18 protein-coding genes are annotated in these 17977 nt (G+C 74.7%); 10 read left to right on the top strand and 8 right to left on the bottom strand.

Features of this window, described 5'->3' with window-relative positions:
• The first annotated feature begins 34 nt into the window (after positions 1–34).
• Together ACIQOE_RS02865 and ACIQOE_RS02870 are read left to right on the top strand one after the other, a co-directional pair.
• Entirely contained in the window at positions 35–790 is a 756-nt protein-coding gene (locus tag ACIQOE_RS02865; protein ID WP_399008273.1) for a MerR family transcriptional regulator, read from the top strand.
• The gene (locus ACIQOE_RS02870; RefSeq protein WP_401409240.1) at positions 787–1479 is read left to right on the top strand and encodes a hypothetical protein; all 693 of its coding nucleotides are present in this window, start codon (positions 787–789) and stop codon (positions 1477–1479) included. The genes ACIQOE_RS02865 and ACIQOE_RS02870 overlap by 4 nt, the downstream gene beginning before the upstream one ends.
• On the opposite strand, the gene ACIQOE_RS02875 is transcribed toward ACIQOE_RS02870, so the two are convergent.
• Positions 1370–2806: an RNB domain-containing ribonuclease gene (locus tag ACIQOE_RS02875; RefSeq protein WP_401409243.1), complete on the bottom strand. Its 1437-nt coding sequence runs from the start codon at positions 2804–2806 to the stop codon at positions 1370–1372. The two genes, ACIQOE_RS02870 and ACIQOE_RS02875, sit on opposite strands and share 110 nt — an antisense overlap.
• Before the next feature lie 88 nt (positions 2807–2894).
• On the opposite strand from ACIQOE_RS02875, the gene yaaA reads away from it, so the two are divergent.
• Both yaaA and ACIQOE_RS02885 read left to right on the top strand, forming a co-directional pair.
• Positions 2895–3677 (top strand): peroxide stress protein YaaA, encoded by a 783-nt coding sequence (yaaA, locus tag ACIQOE_RS02880; RefSeq protein WP_399008271.1) that lies wholly within the window; start codon positions 2895–2897, stop codon positions 3675–3677.
• A 61-nt stretch (positions 3678–3738) separates the two neighbouring features.
• Positions 3739–4386 carry a bifunctional 4-hydroxy-2-oxoglutarate aldolase/2-dehydro-3-deoxy-phosphogluconate aldolase gene (locus ACIQOE_RS02885; protein WP_351325571.1) on the top strand — a complete coding sequence of 216 codons (648 nt, stop codon included), beginning with the start codon at positions 3739–3741 and terminating at the stop codon, positions 4384–4386.
• Here ACIQOE_RS02885 and ACIQOE_RS02890 read toward each other — a convergent pair.
• The 3 genes from ACIQOE_RS02890 to ACIQOE_RS02900 are packed head-to-tail and all read right to left on the bottom strand — an operon-like array spanning position 4358 to position 7155.
• Complete coding sequence (locus ACIQOE_RS02890) at positions 4358–5563, bottom strand: bifunctional RNase H/acid phosphatase (protein WP_401409247.1); 1206 nt, start codon at positions 5561–5563, stop codon at positions 4358–4360. The two genes, ACIQOE_RS02885 and ACIQOE_RS02890, sit on opposite strands and share 29 nt — an antisense overlap.
• A gap of 12 nt (positions 5564–5575) precedes the next feature.
• Positions 5576–6319 (bottom strand): C4-type zinc ribbon domain-containing protein, encoded by a 744-nt coding sequence (locus ACIQOE_RS02895; RefSeq protein ID WP_351325758.1) that lies wholly within the window; start codon positions 6317–6319, stop codon positions 5576–5578.
• Positions 6316–7155, bottom strand: coding sequence for a Nif3-like dinuclear metal center hexameric protein (locus tag ACIQOE_RS02900; RefSeq protein WP_401409250.1), 840 nt, complete (start codon positions 7153–7155; stop codon positions 6316–6318). The genes ACIQOE_RS02895 and ACIQOE_RS02900 overlap by 4 nt, the downstream gene beginning before the upstream one ends.
• Before the next feature lie 188 nt (positions 7156–7343).
• Between ACIQOE_RS02900 and ACIQOE_RS02905 the strand changes: the two genes are divergently transcribed.
• Together ACIQOE_RS02905 and ACIQOE_RS02910 are read left to right on the top strand one after the other, a co-directional pair.
• The gene (locus ACIQOE_RS02905) at positions 7344–8555 is read left to right on the top strand and encodes a hypothetical protein (RefSeq protein ID WP_401409253.1); all 1212 of its coding nucleotides are present in this window, start codon (positions 7344–7346) and stop codon (positions 8553–8555) included.
• Positions 8556–8651: 96 nt separating this feature from the next.
• Complete coding sequence (locus tag ACIQOE_RS02910; protein ID WP_351325564.1) at positions 8652–8804, top strand: hypothetical protein; 153 nt, start codon at positions 8652–8654, stop codon at positions 8802–8804.
• Positions 8805–8906: 102 nt separating this feature from the next.
• On the opposite strand, the gene ACIQOE_RS02915 is transcribed toward ACIQOE_RS02910, so the two are convergent.
• From ACIQOE_RS02915 to ACIQOE_RS02925, 3 genes are all read right to left on the bottom strand, one after another.
• A complete protein-coding gene (locus tag ACIQOE_RS02915) occupies positions 8907–9851 on the bottom strand; it encodes a 3-oxoacyl-ACP reductase (protein WP_351325561.1) in 945 nt (314 codons plus the stop codon).
• Positions 9852–9862: 11 nt separating this feature from the next.
• Complete coding sequence (locus tag ACIQOE_RS02920) at positions 9863–10939, bottom strand: Zn-dependent alcohol dehydrogenase (protein WP_401409257.1); 1077 nt, start codon at positions 10937–10939, stop codon at positions 9863–9865.
• Positions 10940–11011: 72 nt separating this feature from the next.
• Positions 11012–11869: a MaoC/PaaZ C-terminal domain-containing protein gene (locus ACIQOE_RS02925; protein WP_365561700.1), complete on the bottom strand. Its 858-nt coding sequence runs from the start codon at positions 11867–11869 to the stop codon at positions 11012–11014.
• A 261-nt stretch (positions 11870–12130) separates the two neighbouring features.
• Here ACIQOE_RS02925 and ACIQOE_RS02930 point away from each other — a divergent pair, with 261 nt between their 5' ends.
• The 4 genes from ACIQOE_RS02930 to ACIQOE_RS02945 all read left to right on the top strand — a co-directional run bounded on the left by ACIQOE_RS02930 (position 12131) and on the right by ACIQOE_RS02945 (position 16502).
• The gene (locus tag ACIQOE_RS02930; RefSeq protein ID WP_401409260.1) at positions 12131–13162 is read left to right on the top strand and encodes an ABC transporter ATP-binding protein; all 1032 of its coding nucleotides are present in this window, start codon (positions 12131–12133) and stop codon (positions 13160–13162) included.
• Positions 13162–13878 carry an ABC transporter permease gene (locus ACIQOE_RS02935; RefSeq protein ID WP_362639575.1) on the top strand — a complete coding sequence of 239 codons (717 nt, stop codon included), beginning with the start codon at positions 13162–13164 and terminating at the stop codon, positions 13876–13878. The genes ACIQOE_RS02930 and ACIQOE_RS02935 overlap by 1 nt, the downstream gene beginning before the upstream one ends.
• Before the next feature lie 17 nt (positions 13879–13895).
• A complete protein-coding gene (locus ACIQOE_RS02940) occupies positions 13896–15170 on the top strand; it encodes a histidine kinase (protein ID WP_401409263.1) in 1275 nt (424 codons plus the stop codon).
• A 699-nt stretch (positions 15171–15869) separates the two neighbouring features.
• Complete coding sequence (locus ACIQOE_RS02945) at positions 15870–16502, top strand: response regulator (RefSeq protein WP_401410087.1); 633 nt, start codon at positions 15870–15872, stop codon at positions 16500–16502.
• 12 nt (positions 16503–16514) lie between these two features.
• On the opposite strand, the gene ACIQOE_RS02950 is transcribed toward ACIQOE_RS02945, so the two are convergent.
• Positions 16515–17942 (bottom strand): MFS transporter, encoded by a 1428-nt coding sequence (locus ACIQOE_RS02950; RefSeq protein ID WP_401409266.1) that lies wholly within the window; start codon positions 17940–17942, stop codon positions 16515–16517.
• Positions 17943–17977 lie beyond the last annotated feature (35 nt).

The following is a 17977-nucleotide window of genomic DNA, read 5'->3' on the forward strand; positions in this document are numbered from 1 at the left end:
ACCTTGCCGCGGCGTCAACGTCTGTACTGGTGGCATGCGGATCGGAGAACTCGCCGCGACCGTCGGCGTCACCACGCGCACGGTGCGGCACTACCACCACCTGGGCCTGCTGCCCGAGCCCGAGCGCCTCTCCAACGGCTACCGGGACTACACCCTGCGGCACGCCGTGGTCCTGGCGCGGATCCGGCGGCTGACCGAGCTGGGACTCGGGCTCACCGAGGTGCGGGACGTGCTCGCCGACGACGCCGGCAAGGATCTCGCCGAGGTGCTGACCGAACTCGACGAGGACCTGGCCCGGCAGGAGGCGGGGATCCGGGAGCGGCGGCAGCGGCTGCGGGCCCTGCTGGACGCGGGCGAGCTGCCCGCGGAGGGGCCGGTCTCGCCCGAACTGGCCGCGCTGTTCGCCGAGACGGCCCCGCGGTTGGCCGGCTCCCCGATGGCGGCCCGGGACCGTGAGGTGTTCGCCCTGATGGACACGGTGGCCGATCCGGCGGCCCGGGAACGGCTGATGAGCCTCGCCGGTGCCATCGCCGGGTCGCCGCGGGCGATGGCCCGCGCCGACGAGGCCTACGCCCTGCTCGACGCGCTCGCCGACGCGGACCCCGGCGACCCGCGGGTGGCCGGGGCCGCCCGCGTCCTCGCCGACTGCATCCCGCGCGAGGCGGTCCCCGAGGGCGGTGGCGTCGACCACGAGGACAGTTTCCTGCGCGCCCTGTACGCCGACCTCGCGCCGGCCCAGGCCGCCGCGGTCCGGCAGGCGCTGGACCTGGTCACCGGAGAACGGCCGTGAGGACCAGGAGGGCGACGAGGGCCGTGCACGCCGTGCTCCGGCACGAGGGACGGCTCCTGGCGAGCCTGGTGGCGTGGGCCGCCCGGCGCACCCGCGGGACGGGAGAGCGCTTCGGGTACGCCCGGGGCCAGGGCGCCATGGCGGCCGGGCTCGCCTTCGTGTGCGTGGTCGAGACGGCGGGCCTCGCGGTGCTGCTGCGCGCCTGGCCCGCCGTGCACCTGGCCGTCCTCGTCCTGGACGTGTACACGGTCCTCTTCGTCGTCGGCCTGCACGCGGCCGCCGTGGTCCACCCGCACCTGCTGACCGCGGACGCGCTGCACGTCCGGGCCGGCGTCCGGCTCGATCTGCGGATCCCGCTGGACGCGATCGCCTCCGTGCGGCGCGAGACGCGCTACCGGCACGAGCGGAGCGACGGCGAACTCGACGTGCCCGTCGGCTCGCAGACCTCCGTGACCGTCGAACTGGCCGTGCCCGTCACCCATTTCACGTTGCCGGGCCGGGCCCGCGAGGTGCGCGTGGTGCGGTTGCACGCCGACGACGCGACCGGTCTCGTACGGCAGCTCACGACGGGCGGCCGGCTCACGCGGGCGCGAACCGTATCTTCGCCGTCCCCGGATCGGCCCGGGTCAGCCGCACCGGCAGCCGCTCGCCCAGCGGAAGCGGCGCGCCGGCCTCGATCCGGCCTATGACGGCGGGCTGTTGCAGCAGCACCCTTCCGACGGTCGGCCGGTGCTCCTCGACCTCCACCACGCACCCGTCGAAGACCTCCCCGACCCGGTCCTTGAGCAGGGCCGCCTCGACGATGTCGACGCACTCCCGCTCCACCGTGCCCGCCCGCCGCGTGCCCTCCGCCATCTCCTTGGGCAGCAGGTCGAGCGCCGTCAGCACCCAGTCGGGCGGGTCCTCGCCGGCTGCGGCCGCCAGGCACAGTTCCGCGGCGTAGCGGTCGGCCAGGCGGCGCAGCGGCGCGGTGCAGTGCGCGTAGGGGGCGGCCACGGCCGCGTGGGTGCTGACCGCGGGCAGGACGCCGTCCCGGAAGACGGTGTAGCCGGCGCCGCGCAGCAGCGTGGTGCACTCCTGGAGGAAGGCCGCGTGGCGCGGGCGGCGCGGGTCCAGGGAGCGGATGAGGGCCGCGTAGGAGACGTGGTGCGGCCAGTCGATGTGCAGGGCGGCGGCGGTACGGCGCAGCCGTGCGACGGCGCCGTCGGGCGCGGTGGGCAGGGTGCGCAGGACGCCGGTGCCGTAGCCGAGCATCAGGTCGGCGGCGGTCATGCCGGTGAGCAGGGAGATCTGGGCGTTCCAGGACTCGGCGGGCAGCGGGGCGCGGTAGCCGAGCCGGTAGGTGTGGTCGTACTCGACGATCTCCTGCTCCGGCACGCCGAGGGAGATGCCGCCGCGCTCCGCCTCCAGGCGGACGCGCGCCTCGCCGATCTCCTTCAGCAGGGCGAGGGCTTCCTCGGCGGTCCCCTCGTCGATCCGCCGCTGCACGCCGGCGTAGTCCAGCTTGGCCCGGCTGCGGACGAGGGAGCGGCGGACGTCGGCGGTCCGTGTCCGGCCCTCCGCGTCCAGGTCGATGGTCCACAGGACGGCCGGGCAGGTCTGGCCGGGGAGCAGGCTGGCCGCGCCCTCGCCGAGCACGTCGGGGTGGAGCGGGACGCGCAGGTCCGGGAAGTAGAGCGTGTTCACCCGGTGGTGCGCCTCGGAGTCCAGGTCGCCGCCGGGGACGACGAAGGCGGCGACGTCGGCGATGGCGTACCGGACGCGGTAGCCGCCCTGGTGGCGGGAGAGGTGCATCGCCTGGTCGAGGTCGTTCGCGGCGAGCGGGTCGACCGTGAAGAAGGGGATGTCGGTCGCGTCGTGGGCGGGTACGGCCGGATACCTGGCGGCGCTCTCGGCCTCCGCGAGGACTTCGGGCCGGAAGCCGTCCGGGACGCCGAGCTCGTCCCGCAGGGCGGCGAGCGCGGCCCGCAGCGGAGCCTCGGGGGCACCCTGGACGCGTATGTGGCGGCTGGGCATAGGACGAGCGTAGTCACATCGTGCCGGTCCGGCGCTCTACGCTGGCGCGGAGCGTCGACGAGAAACCTGATGGTGAAGAGGAGTACGTGTGCTGGTCCTGCTGCCGCCCTCGGAGGGCAAGGCGTCCTCGGGCCGTGGTGCCCCGCTGGATCCCGGGTCGCTGTCCCTGCCGGGGCTGGCCCCGGCGCGCGCGGCCGTGCTCGCCGAGCTGGTCGACCTGTGCGCCGGTGACGAGGAGAAGGCGCGCGAGGTGCTCGGGCTGAGCGAGGGGCTGCGCGGCGAGGTGGCCAAGAACACCGGGCTGCGGACGGCGGGCGCGCGGCCTGCCGGGGAGATCTACACGGGGGTGCTCTACGACGCCCTCGGCCTCGCCTCGCTGGACACGGCCGCCAAGCGGCGGGCGGCACGGTCGCTGCTGGTGTTCTCGGGGCTGTGGGGCGCGGTCCGGGTGACGGACCGGATCCCTTCCTACCGCTGCTCGATGGGGGTGAAGCTGCCGGGGCTCGGCGCGCTGGGGGCGCACTGGCGCGGGCCGATGGCCGAGGTGCTGCCGGAGGCGGCCGGGTCGGGGCTGGTGCTCGACCTGCGGTCGGCGGCGTACGCGGCGGCGTGGAAGCCGAAGGGCGAGGTGGCCGCACGGACGGCGACCGTGCGGGTGCTGCACGCGCCGACGCGGAAGGTGGTCAGCCACTTCAACAAGGCGACGAAGGGGCGGATCGTACGGAGCCTGCTGACCGCCGGGATCGCGCCGGCCGGTCCGGGCGAGCTGGTGGAGGCGTTGCGGGACCTCGGGTACGCGGTGGAGGCGGCGGCGCCGGGCAGGGCGGGACAGGCCTGGGCGCTGGACGTGCTGGTGGACGAGATCCACTGACACCCGCCAGCCGTTGCAGCATGCGCAACGCCCTTTGCGTGGTGCGCATCGACTGGGCAGGATGTCGAGCATGCCCACCTCCGTGCTCGACCTCGCTCCCGTCGTCCCCGTCGTCGTGATCGAGGACGCGGACGACGCCGTACCCCTCGCGCGGGCGCTGGTGGCCGGAGGGCTGCCCGCGATCGAGGTGACGCTGCGGACGCCGGCCGCGCTGGACGCGATCCGGGCGATCGCCGGCGCGGTGCCGGACGCGGTGGTCGGGGCGGGGACCGTGCTGACGCCCGGCCAGGTCGCGGAGTGCGTGGCGGCCGGGGCGCGGTTCCTGGTGAGCCCGGGGTGGACGGACGGGCTGCTGGCGGCGATGGCCGCGTCCGGGGTGCCGTTCCTGCCGGGCGTCTCGACCGCCTCCGAGGTGGTGGCGCTGCTCGAACGCGGGGTGCGGGAGATGAAGTTCTTCCCGGCGCAGGCCGCCGGCGGCACGGCCTACCTGAGGTCCCTCGCCGGCCCGCTTCCGCAGGCCCGCTTCTGCCCGACCGGCGGGATCGGCGCGGACAACGCCCCGGACTACCTCGCCCTGCCCAACGTGGGCTGCGTGGGCGGCACCTGGATGCTCCCCGCGGACGCGCTGGCCGCCCGGGACTGGGCCCGCGTCGAATCGCTGGCGCGGGCCGCGGCGGGCCTCAGGGACGCAGGTGGGACGTGTCGTTGAAGAGCCGTACGCTCGCGTTGCCGTCCCGGTAGTACGCCACCGCCGACAGCGAGGCCGCCGACAGCTCCATGCGGAACAGGGACTCGGCCGGGGCGCCGAGGGCCAGCCGTACGAACGTCTTGATCGGCGTGACGTGGGTGACCAGCAGGACGGTACGGCCCGCGTGGGCGGCGACCAGCCTGTCCCGGGTGGCCGCGATCCGGGTCGCCGTCTCGGCGAAGCTCTCGCCGCCGCCGGTGGGGTGGGCCTCCGGGTCGGCGAGCCAGGCGTTCAGGTCGTCCGGGTGGCGCTCGCGGACCTCGCCGAAGGTGAGGCCCTCCCAGGCCCCGAAGTCCGTCTCCCTGAGCCCGTCGTCGACGGTGACGTCCAGGCCGAGGCGCTCGGCGACGGCGGCGGCGGTCTGCCGGGTGCGGGTGAGCGGGGAGGCGAGGATCACCTCGATCGTGCCGCGCCGGGCGAGGGCGTCGGCGGCGGCCCGCGCCTGTCCCAGGCCGGCGGGAGACAGGGCCGGGTCGGTGCCGCCGCTGCCGGAGAAGCGCTTCTGGGGGGTGAGGGGGGTCTCGCCGTGGCGGAGGAGGACGAAGGTGGCGGGTGCGCCGAGGTCGGGGGCCGAGCTCCAGCCGGGGCTCGCGACCTGGCTCGCGGCGCGGGTGTCGGCGGTGGGCCTGTCGGCCGTCGTCACAGTGCCGGTGCGTGGGGGTTGCTCGCGCAGCTCCCCGCGCCCCTGAAGGGGCGTTGACCCGGCCGCCGGTTCCCACTGCTCACCCCGCAGGCCCGCGTCCATCGCCTCGTTGGCCAGGCGGTCGGCGTGCTTGTTCTCGGCCCGCGGGATCCACTCGTAGGTCACCCGGTCCGCGGGGAGCACCCGGGCCGCCTCCGTCGCCAGGGGCTTCATGTCCGGGTGCTTGATCTTCCAGCGGCCGGACATCTGCTCGACCACCAGCTTGGAGTCCATGCGGACGTGGACGCTCGCCGACGGGTCGAGGTCCCGGGCCGCACGCAGGCCCGCGAGCAGCCCCCGGTACTCGGCGACGTTGTTGGTGACGACGCCGAGGTACTCGGCCGCCTCCGCCAGCGTCTCGCCGCTCGCCGCGTCGAGGACCACCGCGCCGTAGCCGGCCGGCCCCGGGTTGCCCCGCGAGCCGCCGTCCGCCTCGACGATGAACTCCCTGGTCACGCCCGCCCCTCGCTACAGGCCGGACTCGGCCGTGCGGACCAGGATGCGGCGGCAGTTCTCGCAGCGCACCACCGTGTCGGGCGCCGCCGAGCGGATCTCGTTCAGCTCGGTGATCGCCAGCTCCTGGCGGCAGCCCTGGCAGCTGCGGGCGTACAGCTTGGCCGCGCCGATGCCGCCCTGCTGCTCGCGCAGCTTGTCGTAGAGCTTCAGCAGGTCGGCCGGGACGGTGCCCGCGATGACCTCGCGCTCCTTGGTGACCGTGGCCGCCTCGGCGTCGAGCGCGCCGGCCGCGGTGTCGCGGCGGGCGGTGGCGTCGTCGATACGGCCCTGCACGGCGCCGGTGCGCTCGGTCAGTTCGGCGACCCGCTCCTGAGCCGACTCACGCCGCTCCATGACCTCCAGGACGACGTCCTCCAGGTCGCCCTGGCGCTTGGCGAGGGAGGCGATCTCCTTCTGCAGGTTCTCCAGGTCCTTCGGCGAGGTGACCGCGCCGGAGTCCAGGCGCTGCTGGTCGCGGGCGGCACGCTGGCGCACCTGGTCCACGTCCTGCTCGGCCTTGGTCTGCTCGCGGGCGGTGTCGCTCTCCTCGGTCTGCGCGGCCACGAGCAGGTCGCGCAGCTGGGTGAGGTCCTTGGTCAGCGAGTCGATCTCGGCGTGCTCGGGCAGCGACTTCCGCTTGTGCGCCAGCTGCTGGAGGCGGACGTCCAGGGCCTGGACGTCGAGGAGTCGGATCTGGTCGGCGGGCGCGGCGTTCAGTTGGGGGCTCCAAGAGACGGTGAGTGGCTGGTCCAGGGATCGGTGACCGTCTTGGAGACGTGCACCCTGAGGTCCCAGCCGTGGCGGTCGGAGATTTCGTCGAGCTGGGCTGCGGCCAGCTCGCACCAGGGCCATTCGGTGGCCCAGTGCGCCGCGTCGAGCAGCGCGAGGGGGCTGTGGGCCACGGCCTCGGAGGCCGGGTGGTGGCGCAGGTCCGCCGTGAGGAAGGCGTCCACCCCGGCGGCGCGTACGGCGTCGAAGAGGCTGTCGCCGCTGCCGCCGCTGACGGCGACCCTGCGGACGATGGCCTCGGGGTCGCCGGCGACGCGGATGCCCTGCGCGGTGGCGGGCAGCCGGGCGGCGGCCCGCCCGGCGAGGTCGCGGACGGTCACCGGGTGGTCCAGTTCGCACACCCGGCCCAGGCCCCGGCGGCCCTCCGGGTCGGTGGGGTCCGGCACCAGGGGTCCCACCACCCGCAGGTCCAGGGCGCCGGCGAGGGCGTCGGAGACGCCCGGGTCGGCGGTGTCGGCGTTGGTGTGGGCGACGTGCAGCGCGATGTCGTTCTTGATGAGCGTGTGGACCACGCGGCCCTTGAAGCCGGTGGCGGCGACCGTCGTCGTGCCGCGCAGGTAGAGCGGGTGGTGGGTGACCAGCAGGTCGGCGCCCAGCCGCAGCGCCTCCTCGACGGTGTCCCGGACCGGGTCCACGGCGAACAGGACCCGGGTGACCTGCTGCTCGGGGTCGCCCACGACGGTGCCGACCGCGTCCCAGGACTCGGCCCGCTCGGCGGGCCACAGGCTCTCCAGCGCGGCGATGACTTCTGACAGACGGGGCACGGGGAAAAGGCTACCTGCCCCTTCCCCGGGGCTGTACCTGCTCACCCGCGGCGGGCACCGCGCAGCACACCCGTCCCCGTTTCCTCAGGCGAATCGTCGAGTCTGCACCCGTATGTGTGAAGCCGTCGGCAGCCGGTCCGCCGCCTGTGCGTGCGAAAACTAGCTTCGTGGCCGGAGGTGACCGAGCGATGACGGCCTGTGCGATCGAACCCTCGGCTGCGGACGAGGACGACAGCGCGCCGAGAGCGGGCTGTGCCATCACGGCGGACGGGGCGTACGCGGCCCGGCTGGCCCGGCGGGAGGGCTCCTGGTACCCGGAGCGGTGGACCCTGGACGGCCCCGAGCCGTACGCGGTGCCGCTGCCGGGCAACCAGCCCGAGGAGGCGGGTACGGAGGTGCAGCCGATGGGCGACGGGCGGGTGCTGGTCCGGCGGCTGGCGGACGGGCGGCACCATTTCGCCCTGCTCTATCCGACCGGGCCCGGCACCGGTGAGCTGCCGCTGGGCGCGGTGGAGTGCCCGGACGCGGGGACCTCGCTGCGGCTGCTGCCGCCCGCGCCCGGCGGCCGTGACGCGTACGCGCTCGCCGTGGGGCCGCTCTCCTCGACGGTGTGGCTGGTGGCGGGCGGCGCGTTCGGCCCCGAGCAGGTCGCGGTGGTGCCGGGGCGCTGCTCGGGCGGGGTGTGGCTGGACCGGGGCGGGCGGATGCTGGCCCTGGACCGGGAGCTGGGCGGGCGGACCAAGGCGGTCGTGGTGGACCTCGGGCGGGGCGGCGAGGTGTCGCCGCTGCTGCAGATCGCGGCGGACAGCGACGACCGGCTGCTGCTCGCCGACCCGGACAGCGGGCTGATCCTGGTCGGCTCGGACGCGCCCTGTCCCGGGCAGGAACGATTGGGCTGGGGCGTCCTCGGCAGCACCCTGCCGGTGCGCTTCCCGGAGAGCCTGCGGGTGGCGGAGTGCGCGGTGACGCCGTTCGCGATCCAGCCGGGGCTCGTGCTGATGCCGGAGAGCTGCGCGGTGGCGCTGCGCGTCGACGGCCCGGCGGGCAGCTGGGTCGGTGTCTGGCGGCCGGGGGTCCGCGGGATGCGCGGTCTGCCGGCGCCCGAGGGGTGGCTGGCCGGTGCCGGGACATGGACGCAGGACGGGGTGCTGCGGCTGCCGTACGCCACGGCGGAGGTCCCGTGCGGCGTGGCGGAGGCCACGGTGACCTGGGAGGAGACGGCGGAGTGCGGCGGGCCGCGGGGCGCGGTCCCGGACGGTACGGCCGCCGGTGCGCCGGAGGCGTCCGGAGCGCCGGCACAACCGGAGCCGCCGGGTCCCGTCGTGGCCCGGCCGGTGCCCTTGCAGCAGGCTCCGCTGGCAGGTCTTGTGACGAAGCGCGGACGGCTTGTAACGAAGTAGCACCGGTCGGCGCGCCTGCCTGGATTCGCCCCGTGGGGGGTTCGTTACACTCTCCGCGCTGTAAGAAAGATCATGTTGACGGGGTGAATTCTTCCGATGAGCGACACCAGCACGTCTCAGCACCTGTCCGCCGACCTGCAGGAGTCCGACAGCCACGGCAAGCACCGTGGTCCGGTCTCGGCCCAGGACGGCGAATCGGCCCCGAGCGGCCGGCACCGCAAGACGGAGCCGGCCGAGACCGCGGCCTGACCGTACGTACGAGAGCGGCTCCGCCCCTTCCGGGAGCGGAGCCGCTTTCGTGTGCGGAGCCGCTTTCGTGTGCGGAGCCGCTTTCGTGCGGCGCGTGTGCTCCTACTGCCGTCTCAGGCCCAGCACTTCCGCCGCCGCGAAGGTCTCCCCGGGCGGCCGGCCGGCGTAGTGCGGGGTGAGCAGGGCGTCGAGTTCGCCGTAGTCGAAGGTGTCCTGCTTGCTGTCGAACCTGGCCTGGACGCGCGGCCGTTCGACGATCGCGACCATGCCGCCGTGCACGACCAGCAGTTGGCCGTTGACCGGACCGGCGGCCGGGGACGCCAGGTAGCCGACGAGCGGGGCGACGTGCTCGGGGGCGAGCGGGTCGAGGCCCTCGGCGGGCGGCTCGAACCCGGCGAAGACGTCCTCGGTCATCCGGGTGCGGGCGCGCGGGCAGATCACGTTGGCGGTCACGCCGTACTTGGCGAGCGCGAGGGCGGTGGAGGTGGTCAGGCCGACGATGCCGCCCTTCGCGGCCGCGTAGTTGGGCTGGCCGGCGGATCCGGCGAGGAAGGCCTCGGAGGAGGTGTTGACGATCCGTCCGTACACCGGGGCGCCGCCGGCCGCCTTGGACCGCTCCCGCCAGTGCGCGGCCGCGAACCGGGTGGTGTTGAAGTGGCCCCTGAGGTGGACGCGGATCACCGAGTCCCACTCGTCCTCGGTCATGGAGAAGACCATGCGGTCGCGCAGGATGCCGGCGTTGTTGACGAGGATGTCCAGCTTTCCGTAATGGGTCGTCGCGAGCGCGAGAAGGTCTCGCGCCTGCGAGAAGTCCGCTACGTCCCCGGTGTGGGCGACGGCCTGGCCGCCCGCCGCCCGGATCTCCTCGGCGACCTGCTCGGCGGGCCCGGCGGAGGCCGTGCCCGAGCCGTCCCGCCCCGGCTGCCCGAAGTCGTTGACGACGACGGCCGCGCCCAGCCGGGCCAGTTCGAGCGCCTCGGCCCGGCCGAGTCCCCGCCCGGCGCCGGTGACGACCGCGCTGAGCCCTTCCAGTGGCCTCTGCGGCATGCGGCGCCCCCTCAGATCTCGATGCAGGTGCGCAGCGCGGTGCCGGTGCGCATCTGGTCCAGGGCCTCGTTGATCTCCGCCAGCGGCACCCGGTGGGTGATCAGGCCCTCCAGGTCGACACGGCCGGCCCGCCACAGGGCGATCGTGCGCTCGTAGGAGCGGACCACGTCGCCGCCTCCGTACATCGAGGGCAGGATGCGTTTCTCGTCGAAGAACAGCTCGAACATGTTGAGCTGGAGGAAGTCGTCCATGGCGCCCGCGCCGACGACCACGAGGGTGCCGCCGCGCCGGGTGTTCTCGTACGCCGTGCGTGCGGTGGCGGACCTGCCGACGACCTCGAAGACGTAGTCGAAGCCCTCGCCCGCGGTCACCTCCTGCTTGGCGCCGGGCAGTTCCCCGGGCGGTACGGCCCGCGTGGCGCCGAACCTGAGCGCGGCCTCGCGGCGGGAGGCGACCGGGTCGACGGCGACGATCTCGGCGGCCCCCTTGAGCCGGGCCCCCTGGATCGCCGAGATCCCGACCCCGCCGCAGCCGATCACCGCGACCGACGAACCGGCCTGCACGTCGGCCGTGTTGAGGGCGGCGCCGAGCCCGGTGGTGACCCCGCAGCCGATCAGCGCGGCGATGTCGAAGGGCACGTCGTCCGGGATCGGCACCGCGCACCCGGCGTCGACCACGACCTCCTCGGCGAAGGTGCCGGTGCCCGCGAAGCCGAAGACGTCACCGCCAGGGCGCCGGAAGTTGGGCGTCCCGGCGTTCATGAACCCGGCCAGGCACAGCTCGGTCTGGCCGCGCCGGCAGGCCGGACAGGCCCCGCAGGCCGGCAGCCAGCAGACCACCACCCGGTCGCCCGGCTTCAGCCGGGTGACGCCCTCGCCCACCTCCAGGACCTCGCCCGCGCCCTCGTGGCCGGGCACGAACGGGGCCGGCTGCGGCAGCACCCCGTTCATCGCGGACAGGTCCGAGTGGCACAGCCCGGTGGCGCGCACCCGTATCCGCACCCTGCCGGGCCCGAATCCGGCCGCCTCGACGTCGTCGAGGACCTCGAGTTTCTCCTGGCCTGTCTCCTGCAGTACGGCTGCGCGCATGGTGCGGCTCTCCCCTCGGCTGCGTCCCTGGTCACGTGAGAACGACGTGAGATCAAGCAGGTTCACGAATGGTCATGCGTGGTCGACGACGGTGTCGGCGAGGACGGGGGCGTCCTCGCGCTCGACGGCACTCACGGCGACACGGACCCGCGCGTCGCCCCGCCACATGCGGATGCGCAGGGTCTCCCCCGGATAGACCACGCCGGCGAACCGTGTCGTGTACGACCGCACCCGGCTCACGTCCCCGCCGAGCAGCGTGTCCACGACCGCCTTGAGCGTCATGCCGTAGGTGCACAGCCCGTGCAGGATGGGCCGGTCGAAGCCGGCGAGCTTGGCGAACTCCGGGTCGGCGTGCAGCGGGTTGTAGTCGCCGGAGAGGCGGTAGAGCAGGGCCTGGTCCTCGCGGACCGGGCGTTCGACGGTCCGGTCGGGTTCGCCGGCGGGCGGGTCGTGCCGCGCGGACGGCCCGCGGTCGCCGCCCCAGCCGCCCTCGCCGCGCACGAAGATCTGGGCGTCGTTGGTCCACAGCGGTCCTTCGGCGTCCGCGACCTCGGTGCGCATCACCAGGACGGCCGCCGTGCCCTTGTCGTACACGGCGGCGATGCGGCCGGTGGCGGTGGCCGTGCCGCGGACCGGGAGCTGGCGGTGGACGGTGAGCGACTGGCCGCCGTGCAGCACCCGGGCGAGGTCGACGTCGACACCGGGCATGGACAGTCCGCTGATCACCCCGGGTGAGCCGGCCCCCGCCACGGTGGCGAAGCTGGGCAGGACGTGCAGCCGGGACTCCAGGGTGTAGCGCAGTTCGTCGGGGTCGGTGGCGGGGCGGCCCGCGCCGATGCCGAGGTGGTAGAGCTGCACGTCCCGGCGCTCCCAGCCGATCCGCCCTGACTTGGGTTCGGCGGCGAGGGCCTTGGCTGCGTCGATGGGCATACGGCTCCTGAGGTGTCTCAAGACCTCGGCACGACCGTCCGCACCGTCGGCCGCACCGAGGTCGTCCACGGGGCGGGTCCAAGGGAGTGTCCCTAGAACGCGTTCCAGTCCAGCGCCCCTTGTATAGCCGAGCGCTCCACACTTGTGAAGACTCCTGACACAGTGTCAGATGTGGTGCGGCCGGGCCGGGACATTTGTCCTGCCCGAGTCCGTACATGCGCATCTGCCGCGCCCGGGGCCGGGATCCGTAGCGTCACAGGCATGACACGGACAGGTGGGACGGCGGCCCTGACGGAGCGCGCCGTGTCCTTCGCGGGGGCGGTCAAGTCCTTCGGGACGGTACGCGCGGTGGACGGAGTGGATCTGGAGATAGGGCGCGGCGAGACGGTCGCGCTGCTCGGCCGCAACGGCGCGGGCAAGTCGACGGCGATCTCGCTGCTGCTCGGGCTGAACGCGCCCGACGCCGGCACGGTCGACCTGTTCGGCGCCCCGCCGGCGAAGGCCGTACGGAAGGGGCTGGTCGGCGCGATGCTCCAGGAGGCGCGGGCGGTGCCCCGGGTCACCGTCGGCGAGCTGGTCGCCTTCGTGGCCGGACGCTATCCGGCGCCGATGCCCGTCGCACGGGCCCTGGAGCTGGCCGGCATCGCGGAGCTGGCCGGACGCCGGGTGGACCGCCTCTCCGGGGGCCAGACCCAGCGCGTGCGGTTCGCCGTGGCGCTGGCAGGCAACCCGGCACTGGTCGTCCTGGACGAGCCGACGGCGGCCCTGGACGTGGAGGCCCGGCACGCGTTCTGGCAGTCGATGCGGGCGTACGCCCGGCGCGGGCACACCGTCCTGTTCTCCACGCACTATCTGGAGGAGGCGGACGCGCACGCCGACCGCATCCTCGTCATCGACCGCGGCCGGATCGTCGCGGACGGCACCGGCGAGCAGCTCAGGCGGGCGGCCGGGGGCAGTCTGGTCGCCTTCGACCTGGCGGGCGGGTCCACCGAGGGCCTGGCGGGGCTGCCCGGCGTCCGGTCCCTCGAAGTGCGCGGCGACCGCGCCCTGCTGCGCACCGACGACTCGGACGCGACGGTGATCGCGCTGGCCGCCCGGAACGCGATCCGCGGCCTCGAGGTCGCGCCCGCCTCCCTGGACGACGCCTTCCTGGCCCTGACGTCGGGCCCGCGCGCCGAGGACGGCGCACTGCCCCGGCCGCGCACCGGGGACGGCGTGCCTCCGGTCCCCGCCGGCCACGTGCCGGGCGGCACCCCGGCCGATCCCGCCACCACCGAGACGGAGACCGTGTGATGTTCGCCTACCTGCGCCTCGAAGTACGCCGGACCCTGCGGGACGCCGGCTTCGTCATCGGCGGGATCGCGATGCCGGTGATGATGTACCTGCTCTTCACCAACCTGGGCGGTGACGACGGCGGCTACCGGACCCAGGCCATGGTCGGCATGGCCGCCTACGGCGCCGTCGGCTCCGCCCTCAACACCGGCGGCGGGGTCGCCGAGGACCGGGCGATCGGCTGGCTGCGGCAGCTGCGGGTGACCCCGATGACCCCGCGCCAGGTGGTGCTGGGCCGTGCGCTGACCGGGTCGGTGACCGTGCTGCCCGCGATCCTCGCGGTGCTCGTGGCGGGCGGCCTGGTCAACGGCGTACGGCTGGCGCCCTGGCAGTGGGCGGGGATCGCGCTGCTGCTCTGGCTGGGCTCGATCCCCTTCACGCTGCTCGGGCTCGGCAACGGCTACGGCCTGACCGCGCAGACCACCGGTGTCACGAACATGGCCTGCAACCTGGGGCTGGCCGTGGTCGGCGGCCTGTGGTTCCCGATCAGCCTGTTCCCGGCCTGGCTGCGCGCCGTCTCGGCGTACACGCCGACCAACCGCTTCGCCGAGCTGGGCACCTCGGTCGCCGACGGGCACGCCCCGGCGCTCGGCGCGGTCGCGGTCCTGACGGCTTGGCTGCTCGCGTTCGGTTCGTACGCTGTGGTGGCGTACCGCCGGACCGGGCGGACCGTGTGACCGGGGGAGCGAGAGAGATGTCCTGGATGCGAGGGATCACCTGCCAGGTGCGCCGCTGGCGGGCGGCGCGGTCCCAGTGGAAGGCCGGCATGGCGGAGTTCAAGGCCGCGCAGAAGGAGTCGCGCCGCACGGGCGGGCGATTCGAGCACCCCGGCCCGCCGCCCACCGGCTTCACCCTGCTGCCGTGGCTGCTGCTGGGCCTCGGCTCCTTCTCCAACCTCCTCCAGGGCAGGACGCCGAACCCGTGGATCGGCGCCTTCGGGCTGCTGGCCTTCAACTCCCTCTACATCTACGTCGTGTTCCGCTCCTTCGTGAAGGAGAAGCGCGAGGCGCTGTCCACGCGCCTGGCGCTCGGCGTGATGGGGTTGCTGACCTGCGGTCTCGCGCTCGGCTACGGCGACAGCTGGCTGTACTTCTTCCCGCTGCTCGGCCTCGCCGTCGGCTCCTGCCTGCGCGGCCCGAACCTGGGGCGGATCGGGCTCGGGCTGACCGCGCTCGCGGCGGTGGTCTCCGCGTTCCGGGCCGGCTGGGACGGGATCAACGTCGCCTACGGCACCTTCCTGTCGACCATGGTGACCGCCGCGATCCTCTCCCTGTCCGAGGCGGTGCGCGAGCTGCGCGCCGCCCGTGAGGAGCTGGCCCGGCGCGCGGTGGAGAAGGAACGGCTGCGGTTCTCCCGGGACCTGCACGACCTGCTGGGCCACACCCTCTCGGTGATCGTCGTCAAGTCGGAGGCGGCCCGGCGCCTGGCCCCCCGCGACATGGACGCGGCCCTGTCCCAGGTCTCCGACATCGAGTCGGTGGGCCGGCAGGCGCTCACCGAGATCCGTGAGGCGGTCACCGGCTACCGCGAGGGCAGCCTGGCCACCGAGCTGGACCGCGCCCGCTCGGTCCTGTCCGCGGCGAACACCGAGCCGGTCGTCCGGCAGACGGGGACGCCGCTGGCCCCGCAGACCGAGACGCTGCTCGGCTGGGTGGTGCGCGAGGCGGTCACCAACGTGGTCCGGCACAGCGACGCCACCCGCTGCGAGATCACCGTCGACAGCGGTGCGGAACGGGTCCGGCTGACGATCACGGACGACGGCAGCGGCGCGGGCGCCGAGCCCGGCCGGGAGGGTGTCGGCGGCACCGGTCTGAAGGGGCTGACCGAGCGCCTCGCGGCGGCGGGCGGCTCGCTTGAGGCCGGTCCTTCGCCACGCGGCGGTTTCACGGTCACCGCGCAACTGCCCACCGAGTCGCTGGAGTTGCTGACCGCGATGACGGTGGGTCCGCCGACGCCCACAGCGGGCTGACGGCCCGGTGCCCGCCGCCGGCGGCCCGGGAGGCGGCGCCAAGGCGGGCGGTGAAACCGCCCTCACCCGCTTCCGGAGCGAAGCCGTGGGCCCCGCCGACCGCGAAGCCAACGGCCGCGCCGGCCCGGCGGCGGAGGCGATCGGCGGTCCGGCGGGGCGTCGTGGTCTTCGGGGAGATCTCCTGAGCCAGGCAGGGCAGGCAGCCCTGACGGGCAGGGCGGACAGTCAGGCCGGGCAGGCCGGGCAGGCCGGGCAGGCCGGGCAGGCCGAGCAGGCCGAGCAGGCCGAGCAGGCCGAGCAGGCCGAGCAGGCCGAGCAGGCCGAGCCGAGCAGGCAGGACCGGGCAGGCAGGACCGGGCAGGCAGGGCCGGGCAGGCAGGGCCGGGCAGGCAGGGCAGTGCAGAGGCGCCCGGCCTGGGCAGCGCGGGGCCGACCGCCTGGCCTGGGCAAGGGCCGGGCCGGCCGAGCAAGGCAAGGCCGAGCCGACCGAGCAGGGCCAGGCCGATCCGAGCCGAGCCGATCCGGGGCGGGCCGATCCGGGGCGGGCCGATCCGGGCCGGGCCGATCCGGGCCGACCGGGCCGGCCTGCGGGCTTCGGGTCCCGCGGCACACGGCACACGGCACACGGCACACGGCGATGCCGCTCCCGGCCGCCGGGCCCGCGGCTACGCTTGGGCTGTGTACGAGCCTGCGAACGAGATGCCCCGGGACCACCGGCCCGCCAAGTCCATCAGGGTGCTGCTCGCCGAGGACCAGGGCATGATGCGCGGAGCCCTCGCGCTGCTCCTCGGGATGGAGCCGGACATCGACGTCGTCGCCCAGGTCGCCGCGGGGGACGCGATCGTGGACGCCGCGCTGACCCACCGGCCCGACGTGGCCCTCCTCGACATCGAACTGCCGGGAATCAGCGGGCTGGACGCGGCGGCGGAGCTGCGCGACCAGGCGCCCGACTGCCGGGTGCTGATCCTGACCACCTTCGGCCGGCCCGGCTACCTGCGCCGGGCCATGGAGGCCGGGGCGGCCGGTTTCCTCGTGAAGGACGGCCCGGTCGAGGACCTGGCGCGGGCGATCCGGCAGGTGCTCACCGGGGAGACCGTGGTCGACTCGGCGCTCGCGGCCGCGGCGCTCAGCGCGGGACCCAGTCCGCTCACCGCCCGCGAGTGCGACGTACTGAAGGCGTCGGTGGACGGCGCGACCGTCGCCGATGTCGCCGCGAAGCTGCATCTGTCGGAGTCGACGGTGCGCAACTACCTGTCCGCCGCGATCGGCAAGACCGGCACCCGCAACCGCACCGAGGCGGTCCGGGAGGCCCGCCAGCAGGGCTGGCTGTGAGCTGGCCGCAGCTCACCCGGCGGGCGCCGGCGCCGCCCGTCCCGGCAGCCACAGCAGCATGAGCACCGCCCCGGCGAGCAGCACCCCGGTGCTGCTGCGGAAGGCCAGCGCGTACCCCTCGGTCAGGGCCGCGGGCCCGCCGTCCGCGCCGGTCCTGGCCGCCGCGACCGTCGACATCACCGCGAGCCCCAGTGAACCGCCCATCGTGCGGGAGGTGTTGATGAGGCCGGAGAGCAGCCCGGCCTCGGCGGGCGCCGCCCCGGAGGTGGCCAGCGCGGCCAGCGGGGTCGCGGCCAGGCCCGCGCCGAGCATCATCAGGATCCCCGGGAACATGATCGCCGTCAGGTAGGCGCCGTGCGGGCCCATGGCCGACTGCCAGCCGAAGCCGGTCGCCGCGACCAGCGTGCCCGCCACCGCCACCGTCCGGGCGCCCGCCCGCCGCATCAGCCGGGGCGCCGTCTTGGAGCCGACGAGCACCGCGACCGAGCTGGGTATCAGCGCGAACCCGGCCTCCAGCGGGGAGTAGCCGAGGACGTTCTGGGCGTAGAGGGTCATGAAGTACCACATGCAGAACATCGCGGAGCCGGACACCAGCATGGCCGCGTTGGCCGACGCCACCGTCCGCCGCCTCAGCAGACCCAGCGGCATCAGCGGAAGGGCCGTACGCGCCTCGACGGCCAGGAACAGGCCGAGCAGCGCGAGTCCGGCGGCCAGCGGGACCAGGGTGGCCGCGGCCGTCCAGCCCTCGGCCTCGGTCTGCGAGACGCCGTACGCGAGGGTGGCCAGGCCCGCCGTCAGCAGCAGCGCGCCGGGCAGGTCGAGCCGCCGTCCGGCGCCGGCCCGGCTCTCCGACAGCCACACCACGGATCCGGCCAGGACCAGCGCGCCCACCGGCACGTTGATCAGCAGCACCCAGCGCCAGGACAGCACGTCCACCAGCACTCCGCCGACCAGTCCGCCGGCCGCGCCGCCGCCGGCGCCGACCGCCGTCCAGGTGGCGATCGCGCGCGCCCGTGCCGGGCCCTCCGGCACGGCGGCCGTCAGCAGGGTCAGCGTCGAGGGGGCGAGGACCGCCGCGCCCAGTCCCTGCACGGCGCGGGCGAGCAGCAGCTGCCAGCCGTCCTGGGCGAGGCCGCCGCCGAGCGAGGCCAGCGTGAACAGGCCGAGCCCGACCAGGAACATCCGCTTGCGGCCGTAGAGGTCGCCGGCCCGTCCGCCGAGGAGCATGAACCCGGCGAAGGCGATGGCGTACGCGTTCACCACCCACTGCAGGCCGGACGCGCTCAGGCCGAGGTCGGCGCGCATCGACGGCAGGGCCACGTTGACCACGGACACGTCGAGCACCACCAGGAACTGTCCTGCGCACGCCAGCGCCACCACCAGCCAGGTGGGAGGCGTGGTGCGACGGGATATTCGTGAGGTGTCCGCGGCTTCGAGCATGAGTGCCATGCTCTCAAGCCGGCCGCGGCCCGTGC

Origin of the sequence: Streptomyces sp. NPDC091282, assembly GCF_044757385.1 — a bacterium.
In the GTDB taxonomy this organism is placed as follows: domain Bacteria; phylum Actinomycetota; class Actinomycetes; order Streptomycetales; family Streptomycetaceae; genus Streptomyces; species Streptomyces gramineus.